The sequence below is a fragment of the Streptomyces sp. NBC_00727 genome (assembly GCF_045161745.1).
Taxonomy (GTDB): Bacteria; Actinomycetota; Actinomycetes; order Streptomycetales; family Streptomycetaceae; genus Streptomyces.
In genome coordinates, this window is the sequence record NZ_CP108981.1 from 600,441 (window position 1) to 612,743 (window position 12,303).

Here is a 12,303-nt window from a genome sequence, read left to right on the forward strand (position 1 = left end):
GCAAAGAGAAATCCCCGGGCCGCAATTGCGGCCCGGGGATTTTCCCAGGTATATTGAGTGGTTCTGTGCGCCCACAGAAAAGGCCCCTCACCGGGGGCCAACAAGAATCACCATATCCGTCAGGGAGCTGTTTTGTCAACTCGGGAAAGCGCCGAATTGCAGAAGGAACAGGAATACATCGACCGGCTCCACCACCGTGTCGACGTGCTGCGTGGTGACGCCGCCGAGCAGGTCCAGGACGCCCTGACGCCGGTCGGCACCGGCCAGCAGGCCCGGCTCGAACGCGATGTCCTGGTCGCCGAGCGCTCCGGTCTGCTCGCCGCTCTGAACGCGGTGGACGGCTCGCTCTGTTTCGGCCGTATCGATCTCTCGGACGGCGTCGCACACCATATCGGCCGTATCGGAATCCGCGAGGACGACACCGAACACACGCCTTTGCTGATCGACTGGCGCGCCCCGGTCGCCCGTCCCTTCTATCTCGCCACCCATCACACCCCGATGGGTCTGCGCAGGCGCCGCCACCTCACGACCGAGGGCCGCACGGTCACCGAGCTGCACGACGAGATCCTCGACATCGAGGACCGGGAGCGCACCGGCTTCGAGGACCCCAGCGGCGACTCCGTCCTGCTGGCCGCCGTGAAATCCGCGCGCACCGGGCGCATGGCCGACATCGTGCGGACCATCCAGGCGGAGCAGGACCGCATCATCCGCGCGCCGCACCGCGGTGTCCTCGTCGTCGAGGGCGGCCCCGGCACCGGGAAGACGGCGGTCGCCCTGCACCGGGCGGCGTTCCTGCTGTACGAGCAGCGGGAGCTGCTGGCCAAGCGCGCGGTCCTGATCGTGGGCCCCAACCCGGCCTTCCTCAGCTACATCGGCGAGGTGCTGCCGGCGCTCGGTGAGACCGGTGTCCTGCTCGCCACGCAGGCCGAGCTCTTCCCCGGCGTCCACGCGCGCTCCGCGGACACGCCCCGGGCCGCCGCGGTGAAGGGCGGCGCGGCCATGGCCGAGGCGCTGGAGCTCGCGGTGCGCGACCGGCAGCTGCTGCCCGAACCGGGCGCCCCGCTGATCGTCCCGCACGACGACGGCGACCTGATCCTGGACTGGGAGATCGCCTACGAGGCCCGGCAGGCGGCCCGCGACACCCGGCTGCCCCACAACCTGGCCCGGCCGCACTTCGCGTTCCGGATCATCGACGCGCTGACCGCCCAGCTCACCGAGCGCATCGGCGCCGACCCGTACGGCGGTCCCAATTTCCTGGGGCCGGACGACATCGCCCAGCTCGGCAAGGCCGTCGCGGTCAGCCAGGAGGTGCACGCGGCGATCGACGAGCTGTGGCCGCCGCTCACCCCGCAGGGCTTCCTGGCCGGCTACCTGGCCGAGCCGGTCCATCTGCCGGAGGCGGACGCCGAGGACATTCGGCGCGCGCCCGGTGAGGACACCTGGACGCCGGCCGACGTGCCGCTGCTGGACGAGGCGGCCGAGCTGCTCGGCGTCGACGACAGCGCCGAGCGGGTCCGGGCCGAGGCGGAGCGCCAGGAGCGGATCGCGTACGCGCAGGGTGTGCTCGAACTGTCCAGGGGTTCGGAGTCCTTCGAGTTCGAGGACGAGGAGTCGGAGCTGCTCGCCGCGCACGACATCATCGACGCGGAGCGGATGGCGGAGCGCCAGGAGGAGGCCGACCACCGCAGCGCGGCCGAGCGGGCCGCCGCCGACCGGACGTGGGCGTTCGGGCACATCATCGTGGACGAGGCGCAGGAGTTGTCGCCGATGGCGTGGCGGCTGCTGATGCGTCGGTCGCCGACCCGGTCGATGACCCTGGTGGGCGACCCGGCGCAGACCTCGGAGGAGGCGGGGGTCGGCTCGTGGCAGGAGATCCTGGAGCCGTACGTGGGTGACCGGTACGAGCATGTGCGGCTCGGGGTCAACTACCGTACGCCGGCCGAGGTGATGGAGGTCGCCGCGAAGGTGCTGCGGGCCGAGGACCCGTCGTTCGAGCCGCCGGGGTCGGTGCGGTCCACGGGCGAGGTCCCGTGGGTCCGGGACACCGGGGCGGACCTGGCCGGCGCGGTGGCGCGGGCGGTGGCCGAGCTGACGCCTGCCGAGGGGCGCCTCGCGGTGATCGCGCCGCACGAGCTGCACGAGGAGATCGCCGCCCCTCTGGACGGGGTCACGCCCGGCGCCGAGCCGGATCTGACCCGCACGGTGGTGCTGCTCGGGCCCCGGCAGGCCAAGGGCCTCGAATTCGACCACGTCCTGGTGGTGGAGCCCGGCCGGTTCGGGACGAGTGACCTGTACGTGGCGCTGACCCGCGCCACGCAGCGGCTGGGGATCCTGCACCGGGAGGCTCTTCCGGCGTCCCTGCGCTGATGGGCGCACCCGGATCAACCGGGTGCGCGGGCCGGGCTGTTGCACGGGAGGGCAGCCCGGCCGGACGGACGGATTCCGGGGAGCCTTGACACCCCGGACCGGCAGGAGGAGCATCCTCACGTCGTTGACAACGTTGTCGGGGCGACGCCGTTCCTCCGCGGTCACGGCGCCCGGCTCCCGCCGCGTTGACCGTCCGTCACATCAGAAGGGCAGGAACGGTGCCACAGACGCACAAACGTCGTACGCACGCCGCACTCCGGGCCGTGGGCTCCGTCACGGCCGCCGCCATGGCCGTCGCGGGGCTCGCGGCCGCCGCCGCCCCCGCTTCGGCCGCGCCGGGCAGGGACACCGTGAAGAACCCGGTGTCGTACGTCGATCCCCTCATCGGCACGTCCAACGCGGGCAACACCTACCCGGGCGCCGTGCAGCCGTTCGGCATGCTGGCGTGGAGTCCGCAGAACTCGAGGGGCAAGCAGGTCTCGACGCCCGCTCCCGGCGGCTACCAGTACGACGCGAAGAAGATCCGCGGCTTCAGTCTCACCCACCTCAACGGTGTGGGCTGCTCGGGCGCGAACGGCGACATCCCGATCATGCCGTACGTGGGTGACGTCGACTCCTCCCCCACCTCGGACACCACCGACGCGAAGTACGCGAGCGACTTCTCGCACGACGACGAGACGGCGTCCGCCGGGTACTACGAGGTCGGCCTGGCGAGCGGCGCGTCGGCGGCGCTCACCACGACCGCCAGGACCGGGTCCGGGCAGTTCGGCTTCCCGGCGGACAAGCCGGCCAGCATGCTCTTCCGCACCTCCAACTCGGAGACCGGCAGCACCGACGCCACGGTGCGGATCGACAAGGCCGCGCGGACGGTGACCGGGTCCGTCACGGCCGGCAACTTCTGCGGACCGCAGAGCGCGAACAACCGCAAGGACCTCTACACGCTGTACTTCACCGCCCACTTCGACAAGCCCTTCGCGAAGGTCGGCACCTGGAAGGACGGCACCCTCTCCCCCGGCTCCACCTCCGCCTCCGGTGGTACGGGCTACAGCTCGTCCGGCAACGCGGTGGAGGGCAAGGGGTCCGGCGCGTACGTCACCTTCGCGGACGGCACCACCGAGGCGGGCGCCAAGGTGGCCGTCTCGTACGTCAGCGCCGCGAACGCCGAGGCCAACCTCCGTAAGGAGAACGGGCCCGGCAAGAGCTTCGGCCTCGTGAAGCGGCAGGCGGCGGCGAACTGGAACAAGGCGCTGAAGGCGGTCGAGATCGGCGGCGGCACCGACGCCCGGCGCACCGCGTTCTACACCGCGCTCTACCACTCGATGCTGGAGCCGACCCTCACCAGCGACGTGGACGGCCGCTACCTCGGCGCCGACCGCAAGCCGCACCGGCTCGTCAAGGGCCAGAAGGCGCAGTACGGCACCTTCTCCGGCTGGGACCAGTACCGGGCCCAGGTGCAGCTGATGGCGCTGCTCAACCCGAGGGCGGGCAGCGACTACGCGCAGTCCCTGTTCAACTACGCGAGCCAGCGCGACGGCGAGTGGGACCGCTGGCTGCTGGAGAACGGCAAGACGAGCGTGATGTCGGGCGACCCGTCCGACGCGGCGCTCGCCGGCATCTACGCCTTCGGCGGCCGTGACTTCGACGTCAGGGGCGCGCTGAAGTCGCTGGTGAAGGCGGCGACCGTGCCCACCGCGAACGACTCCGACAGCTCCGGCTGCAACGTCGAGTGCGTGGGCCAGCGCCCCGCGCTCGACAAGTACCTTGAGCTCGGCTACGTACCGGCGGACAACTGCCACTGCTGGGGCGGCGCGGCCGAGACGCTGGAGGACGCGGCGGCCGACTACGGCCTGTCGGAGCTCTCCCGGCGGCTGGGAAACAAGGCGGACGCGAAGAGGTTCCTCGACCGGTCCGGCAACTGGACCAACGTCTTCGACGCCAACGCCACCGGGCACGGCGGGTACATACGCGACCGGAAGTCCGACGGCAGCTGGGCGGGCACCTTCACCCCCGGCACCGGCGCCGGCTTCGTCGAGGGCACCAGCGCCCGGTACACCTGGATGGTCTACTCGGACGTGGCCGGACTGGCCGGCGCGATGGGCGGCAACGCGCGCGCGATGGAGCGGCTCGACGCGTTCTTCCGTATGCCGGACGGGAAGTTCGACTTCTCGGCGAAGGACGACACGCGCTACGACCCGACGAACGAGCCCGACATCAACGCGCCCTACCTGTACAACTACTTCGGCGCCCCGTACAAGACGCAGGAGACGGTCCGCGCCGAGCTGGACCAGCTGTGGACCGACGGTCCCGGCGGCATCCCGGGCAACGACGACGCGGGGACCATGTCGTCCTGGTACGTCTTCTCCGCGCTCGGCATGTATCCGCAGAACCCGAGCCGCGCCGATCTGACGCTCACCGCCCCGCTGTTCCCGCACGCGGTGGTGCACACCGGGCACGGCAGGAAGATCACCATCGAGGCACCGGCCGCGTCGGCGGACCACACGTACATCCACGGCCTGAAGGTCAACGGCCGTACGTCCACGAAGCCCTGGGTCGGCGACTCGCTCGTCGAGCGCGGCGGCCGGCTGGACTTCACGCTGGGCACGACGCCCGACACCTCCTGGGGCAGCGCACCGGCCGACGCCCCGCCGTCCTTCCCCGGCGGCGGCCTCAAGTACTTCACCGGGGCCTCGCCCGACCAGCTGAAGGTCGAGCCGGGCGCCGAGGGCGCGCAGACCGTGGTCAAGGTACAGAGCCTGGAGACCGAGGCCACCACCGTGCACTGGAAGGCGGAGGCGCCGGACGGGGTCAACGTCACACCGTCTGAGGGGGACTTCACGGTCCCGGCGAGCGGCGCGGCGCAGGCAAAGCTGACCGTGTCGGCCGGGAAGGACACCGCCGAGGGCTACTACACGGTCCCGGTGACGCTGACGTCCTCGACGGGGACGGACCTGCCGAAGACGTCGGCGGCGGTGACGGTCGCCGAGAAGAACGGCCTGCTGTGGAACCGCAACAGCACCGGGATCTCGGCGGACGACAAGAATCCGCAGGCCAACTTCGACGGTGAGGGCTGGAGTTACTCGGCCGAGGCGCTCGCGGCGGCCGGTGCGGAGCCGGGCGGCACGGTCTCCTCGGGCGGCTTCGACTTCACCTGGCCGAAGGTGAAGGCCGGTGACCCCGACAACATCGAGGTGGTCGGTACGGGCCCCCAGGTGCTGAACGTCCCCTCCGCGCAGGGTGACACGAAGCTCGCCTTCCTGGGCAGCGCGGCCGAGGGCAAGGCGTCGGGCACGGTGACGCTCACGTACACCGACGGCACGACGCAGCAGGCCGGGATCGGTTTCAGCGACTGGACGCTGGGCGGCGGCTCGCAGCAGCCGTCGTACGGGAACACGGTCGCGGTGCACACCGAGTACCGCGATGTGCAGGGCGGCGGGAAGGACCCGGTGGGCACCGAGGTCTTCACGACCGCGCCGATCGCACTCCAGGCGGGCAAGCAGCTCGCGAGCGTGACGCTGCCGTCCACCACGGACGGCGGGATCATCCACGTCTTCGCGGTGGCCACCGCCTGACCGGACCCGCGCGACAGCAAGGGCCGGCCCCCCGCGCGGGGGGCCGGCCCTTGCGGCGTACTCAGACCAGGTCGAACCGGTCCAGGTTCATGACCTTGTCCCAGGCGGCGACGAAGTCGCGCACGAACTTCTCCCTGGCGTCGTCGCTCGCGTAGACCTCGGCAACGGCGCGCAGTTCGGAGTTCGAGCCGAAGACGAGGTCGGCGCGCGTGCCGGTCCAGCGGACCTCACCGGTGACGGCGTCGCGGCCCTCGAAGGCGCTCTGGTCGTCGGCCGTGGACTTCCACGTCGTGCCCATGTCGAGCAGGTTGACGAAGAAGTCGTTGGTCAGCGTGCCGGGGGCGTCGGTGAGCACACCGTGCGAGGTCTGCTGGTGGTTGGCGTCCAGGACGCGCAGACCGCCGACGAGGACCGTCATCTCGGGCGCGCTCAGGTTCAGCAGGTTCGCCCGGTCGAGCAGCAGGTACTCGGCGGGGAGCCGGTTGCCCTTGCCGAGGTAGTTGCGGAAGCCGTCGGCGACCGGCTCCAGCTCGACGAAGGACTCGACGTCGGTCTGCTCCTGCGAGGCGTCGACGCGACCCGGGGTGAACGGGACCTCGATCCCGGTCCCGGCGTCCTTGGCCGCCTTCTCGACCCCGGCGGCGCCCGCGAGGACGATCAGGTCGGCGAGGGAGACCTGCTTGCCGCCCTGCTGCTCCGCGTTGAAGGACTCCTGGACGGACCGGAGCGTACGCAGGACTCCCGCGAGGCGGTCCGGGTCGTTGACCTCCCAGCCGCTCTGCGGTTCGAGGCGGATGCGGGCACCGTTGGCGCCGCCGCGCTTGTCGCTGCCGCGGAAGGACGAGGCGGAGGCCCAGGCGGTGGAGACCAGCTCGGAGACGGACAGGCCGGAGGCGAGGACCTTCTCCTTGAGCGCGGCGATGTCGGCGGCGTCGACCAGCTCGTACGTGCGCGCGGGCAGCGGGTCCTGCCAGACCAGCGTCTCCTGCGGGACCTCGGGACCGAGGTAGCGGACGACCGGGCCCATGTCGCGGTGGGTCAGCTTGTACCAGGCGCGGGCGAAGGCGTCGGCGAACTCCTGCGGGTTCTCGTGGAAGCGCCGCGAGATCTGCTCGTACGCCGGGTCGAAGCGCAGCGAGAGGTCGGTGGTGAGCATGGTCGGGGCGTGGCTCTTCGACGGGTCGTGCGCGTCGGGCACGGTGCCCTCGCCGCCCCCGTCCTTCGGCCTCCACTGGTGGGCGCCGGCGGGGCTCTTGAACAGCTCCCACTCGTAGCCGAAGAGGATGTTGAAGAAGCTGTTGTCCCAGGTCGTGGGGGTGTCCGTCCAGATGCCTTCGAGGCCGCTGGTGATGGTGTCGCCGCCCTTGCCGGTGCCGTGCGAGCTCTCCCAGCCGAGGCCCTGGCGCTCCATCGGGGCCGCCTCGGGGTCGGGGCCGACGGCGTCGGCGGGGCCGGCGCCGTGCGTCTTGCCGAAGGTGTGGCCGCCGGCGATCAGCGCGACGGTCTCCTCGTCGTTCATCGCCATGCGGCGGAAGGTCTCGCGGATGTCGCGGGCCGCGGCGATCGGGTCCGGGTTGCCGTTGGGGCCCTCCGGGTTGACGTAGATGAGGCCCATCTGCACCGCGCCGAGCGGGTTCTCCAGCTCGCGGTCACCGGTGTAGCGCTCGTCGCCGAGCCAGGCGGTCTCGGGGCCCCAGTACACGTCCTCGTCGGGCTCCCAGGCGTCCACGCGGCCGCCGCCGAAGCCGAAGGTCTTGAAGCCCATGGTCTCCAGGGCGACGTTCCCGGTGAGGACGAGGAGGTCGGCCCAGGAGATGTTCTTGCCGTACTTCTTCTTGACCGGCCACAGCAGGCGCCGCGCCTTGTCGAGGCTCGCGTTGTCCGGCCAGCTGTTGAGCGGGGCGAAGCGCTGCTGGCCGGAGCCGGCGCCGCCGCGGCCGTCGCTGATGCGGTAGGTGCCGGCGCTGTGCCAGGCCATCCGGACCATGAAGGGGCCGTAGTTGCCGAAGTCGGCGGGCCACCAGTCCTGCGAGGTGGTCAGCACCTCGGCGATGTCCCGCTTGACGGCGGGCAGGTCCAGGGCGTTGAAGGCCGCGGTGTAGTCGAAGTCCTCGCCGAGCGGGTTGGCCACGGCGGGGTTCTTGGCGAGAATCCGCACGTTGAGCCGCTCCGGCCACCACTGGCGGTTCCCGCCGCCCTGGGTGGGGTGCGGCGCGCGACCGTGCGCGACGGGGCAGCCGCCGGCCTCCTCCGACTTGGGGTCGGTGACGATCGCGTCGTGGTTCTCAGTCATGGAATTCCTTCCGGACGGGGCGGATCTCGGTGCTCTGAGAATGTGGCGGGTGAAGCGGCCTGACCGGTTTCGCCCCCGGGGGCGTCCTGCCCTGGCTTCGGCCGGAACCGATCCTACGATGGACCTAGTCCAAGTCAATACGAACACGCGATGGAATGGATCAACGGCCGCCGCGTATTGCCCTCCGCGGAACAATGGTTCGGACCAGGGGGATTGAGCTCTCGCGCGATCAGGTGCGACACGTCGTCGGCCGGCCGGGTCCGTCCTGCAGACAGGGCCCTACCGGTCGTCCCGCCGGTGGACGCTGACCGCGTAGCCGCCGCCGTCGTACGGGGCGGCGTCCCAGGTGGCGAAGCGGTCGACGGGGGCGAGCCCCGCGGCGGCGCAGCAGTCGTCGTACTCGGCGAGCGTGAGGCCGGGCGGTACGGGGAGGTGGGCCGCGTCCAGGCCGAACCCGGCGACCAGCAGACCGCCCGGGCGCAGGGCACCGGCGAGACGGGCGACGACGGTGGCCTCCGTGCCTGGGGCGAGCAGCGCCATGACGTTCCCGGCGGCGACGACGAGGTCGAAGCCCGGCTCGACACCGAGCGCCTCCGGGTCGAACGCGGCCAGGTCGGCCCGGAACCAGGGCAGTGCGGGGGCCTGCTTCCGCGCCACGGCGAGCATCGAGGCGTCGACGTCCGCCCCGGTGCAGTCGTACCCGAGCTCCGCGAGCCGGATCGCGACGCGGCCGGTGCCGCAGCCGGCGTCCAGGACGCGCGCGCCGATGGGCACCAGGGCGGCGCAGAAGTTCGCCTCGCCGTGCATGTCCTTGCCACTGCGGGCGAGGGCCGCGAAGCGGGCGGCGTAGTCCTCCCCGGACGTCTCTCCGGTCAGCTCGGTCCAGCGGTTCATGCGGCCCACTGTAGACGGGGCGGGGTCTCCACCCCGGCGGTGGTTCACTTTCCCGTACCCCCGGTCCGGGTGCGGGCAGGATCGATCGGCACGGTCCGGACGGCCAGGATGAAGTCATGACTTCGACAGCGACACACATCGGTACCGGAACCGCCGTCCGGGCACAGGACCTGCACCGCACGTACGGACACGGCGGCGCCGCCGTCCGGGCGCTGCGCGGGGTGTCGGTGGACCTCGCCCCCGGTACGTTCACGGCGGTCATGGGGCCCGCCGGCTCCGGCAGGACCACCCTGCTGCACTGCCTCGCGGGGATGGACCGGCCGTCCCGGGGCTCCGTCCGCTGGGGAGGTACGGAGGTGACCAGGCTGCCCGAGCGGCGGCTGGCGGAGCTGCGGCGCGACCGGGTCGGGTTCGTGTCCCGGGCGTTCAACCTGGTGCCGTCGATGACCGTGGAGCAGAACGTCGGGCTGTTCGCCGGCCCCGACCGGGTCCGGGAGGTGCTCGCCCTGGCCGGGCTCGCCGGATACGAGCGGCACCGGCCGGGGCAGCTCTCCGGGGACCGGCAGCAGCGGCTGGCGATCGCCCGGGCGCTGGTGGCACGCCCCGATGTGCTGTTCGCGGACGAGCCGGCCGGCGCCCTCGGTGCGGCCGAAGGCCGGGAGATCGCCGCGCTCCTGCGGGACGGGGTGGACCGGGAGGGGCGGACCTGTGTGCTGGTGACCGACGACCCCGTCGCCGCGGCCCACGCGGACCGGGTGCTACTGCTCGCCGACGGCCGGCTCGTCGACGAGCTGCACCGGCCGGCCGCCGCCCGGATCGGCGAGCGCCTTGGCCTGCTGGACGGCTGAGGAGGCCATCGCCGGTCAGCCGGACTTAGGCGGGTGCTGCGTGTCGAAGGCGAAGAGGGTGTTCCCGTCCGCGGCCACGACGACCGCGCGCCCCGCGACGACCACGCGCGGGCTCGCGCCCACCTCGCCGGTCAGACCGTCGGCTCGGGGGTCCGTCGCCCACAGCGTCGAACCGTCGGACGGCGACAGCGCGACCACGCGGCCGGTGGCGGAGCTGAAGAACAGCGCGCCGTTCCCGGCGGCGGGGCCCGACGCCCCCTCCACGCTGGTCTGCCGGGCCCACTTCCTGCGCCCGGTGGCGGGGTCGAACGCGGTGACGCGGCCGGTCTGCGTGCTCACGTACACGGTGCCGTCCGCCATTCCGGGCGTGCCCTCGTACGTGGTGTTTAGTGGGGTGTTCGTGACCTTCCCGGAGACCGGGTCGAGCCGCGTCACCGCGTCGTAGCCGGTGAGCGCCGTTCCCTCGGTGTGCTCCTGGAGCAGGACGAGCCGGCCGTCGGCGGCGCCCACGGGAACGCCGGGCCCGTCCAGCGCGATGGCCCGGCCCCAGCTGCCCTTGGCCGGGTCGAGCGTGTGGACGACCGGGCGGCGTTCCGCCAGGGTCTGGATCTCCGCGTCGGTCACGCACATGGCCAGCAGCACGTTGCCAGCCAGGACGGGGGCGCACCGGGAACCTCCGGGGAAGGGCGCCGTCCAGGTCAGCTCGCCGCTGTGCGCGTCCCGGGCCTCGAAGGCGTCGTCCGAGGCGTTGACGGTGATCACGGTGGAGCCGAGGACGACGGCGTCCTGGGTCCGGCCCGTGACGGCCGTCGACTGGGCGCCGGAGGGCGTGGACCACAGCTCCTTGCCGCTGTCGGCGTCGACGGCCACCACCTCGTCGCCCCGCCCCCGCGGGTCGTCCTGCGCGGCGAACCGGTAACCGATCACGGTGTCGTCGGTGGCGCCCACCAGGTGCATGCCCTGGACGGGGACGCCCGGGCTCTTCACCGTCCAGGCGCGCGAGCCGTCCCGGACGTTGATCCGGGTGGCGACGACCCCGCCGCCCCCGCAGAACACGGCGTCACCGCGTGCGACGCAGCGCAGTTCGTCGGGGATGTCCTCCTGCTCGCCGGGCACGGTCACGCGCCAGGGCCGGAAGCCGTCCGGCAGCGAGGCGGCGGACGCCGCGACCGTGCTGCCCTTGCCCTCGGCCGGGTCCTCGCCGAAGCCGCCCGACTGCAGCACGGCGGCACCCCCGCCGATCGCCGCCACGGCGACGGCGGCCGCCAGCACGGGCCGCCACCGCCCGCGCAGCCTGCGCCCGATGAGGGAGCCGGTCCCCTCCGGGGCGGCGGGGGCGCTCGGCGCCCGGGTGTCCCGGGTGGCGAGGTGGTGCTGGGTGGCCACATCGCGGGTGCGGCCCGTCGCGCCCGCGCCGGGTCCGCCGAGGTCGGCGGGCAGGTCACGCAGCAGTTCCAGGAGTTCGTCGGCCGACGGGCGGCCCTCGGGCTCCTTGGCCAGGCACGGTTCGACGACCGTACGCAGCTCCGCGGGTACGGCGTCCAGCGACGGCTCGTCGTGCACCACCTGGTAGGCCGTGAGGTAGGGGCTGTCCGCGTCGAAGGGGCCGTGGCCCGTGGCCGCGTACACCAGCAGGGTGCCGAGCGAGAAGACGTCGGAGGGCGGCCCGACACCACGCGGCGCCTGCAGCTGCTCCGGTGACATGAAGGGCGGGGTGCCGATGACGCGTCCGGTCATCGTCAGCGTCTGCTGGTCGGCGGCGCGCGAGATGCCGAAGTCGATGACGCGCGGCCCCTCGGGCGCGAGCACGACGTTCGACGGCTTCAGGTCGCGGTGGACGACGCCGACCCGATGGATGTCGCGCAGCGCCTCGGCGAGCCCGATGGCCAGGCTCCGCAGTCCGGCTCCGTTCAGCGGGCCCTCGTCGGCGATGCGCTGCGCGAGCGTGGGGCCCTCGATGTAGGTGGTCGCCATCCACGGCTGGTCGGCCTCGGGCTCGGCGTCCACCACGGCGGCGGTGAAAGCGCCGCTCACCCGCCGTGCCGCCGCTACCTCCTGCCGGAAGCGGGTGCGGAATTCGGAGTCGCCGGCGAACTGCTGGTGGATCAGCTTGATCGCGACGGGCCGGCCGGAACTCGTGCGGGCCAGGAAGACCGCGCCCATGCCACCTGAGCCGAGCCGCGCCTCCAGCGGATAACCGCCGATCTCGGCTGGATCGCCTGCGCGCAGCGACACTCTTCCCGACCTCTCGTCCCCGTGCACCTCTGCTGTCACGGACCGCCCGTCTGTGCTGGACACAAACTAGTCGCAGGGTGGTGGGGGTGAGCAAAGC

General features: G+C 72.3%; 6 protein-coding genes. 3 read left to right on the plus strand and 3 right to left on the minus strand.

The window, feature by feature from the left end; all coding sequences use genetic code 11:
• The first annotated feature begins 156 nt into the window (after nucleotides 1-156).
• Nucleotides 157-2,367, plus strand: coding sequence for a HelD family protein (locus tag OG242_RS02650; protein WP_405901487.1), 2,211 nt, complete (start codon nucleotides 157-159; stop codon nucleotides 2,365-2,367).
• 263 nt (nucleotides 2,368-2,630) lie between these two features.
• Nucleotides 2,631-5,936, plus strand: a complete 3,306-nt coding sequence (locus OG242_RS02655) for a GH92 family glycosyl hydrolase (RefSeq protein WP_405896597.1) — start codon at nucleotides 2,631-2,633, stop codon at nucleotides 5,934-5,936.
• A gap of 61 nt (nucleotides 5,937-5,997) precedes the next feature.
• On the opposite strand, the gene katG is transcribed toward OG242_RS02655, so the two are convergent.
• The gene (gene katG / locus OG242_RS02660; protein WP_405896598.1) at nucleotides 5,998-8,229 is read right to left on the minus strand and encodes a catalase/peroxidase HPI; all 2,232 of its coding nucleotides are present in this window, start codon (nucleotides 8,227-8,229) and stop codon (nucleotides 5,998-6,000) included.
• 279 nt (nucleotides 8,230-8,508) lie between these two features.
• Nucleotides 8,509-9,123: a class I SAM-dependent methyltransferase gene (locus OG242_RS02665; protein ID WP_405896599.1), complete on the minus strand. Its 615-nt coding sequence runs from the start codon at nucleotides 9,121-9,123 to the stop codon at nucleotides 8,509-8,511.
• A gap of 116 nt (nucleotides 9,124-9,239) precedes the next feature.
• On the opposite strand from OG242_RS02665, the gene OG242_RS02670 reads away from it, so the two are divergent.
• Nucleotides 9,240-9,971: an ABC transporter ATP-binding protein gene (locus tag OG242_RS02670; RefSeq protein WP_405896600.1), complete on the plus strand. Its 732-nt coding sequence runs from the start codon at nucleotides 9,240-9,242 to the stop codon at nucleotides 9,969-9,971.
• A gap of 15 nt (nucleotides 9,972-9,986) precedes the next feature.
• Here the strand turns inward: OG242_RS02670 and OG242_RS02675 are convergent, their stop codons facing one another.
• The gene (locus OG242_RS02675) at nucleotides 9,987-12,206 is read right to left on the minus strand and encodes a serine/threonine-protein kinase (RefSeq protein ID WP_405896601.1); all 2,220 of its coding nucleotides are present in this window, start codon (nucleotides 12,204-12,206) and stop codon (nucleotides 9,987-9,989) included.
• Between the last annotated feature and the right edge of the window lie 97 nt (nucleotides 12,207-12,303).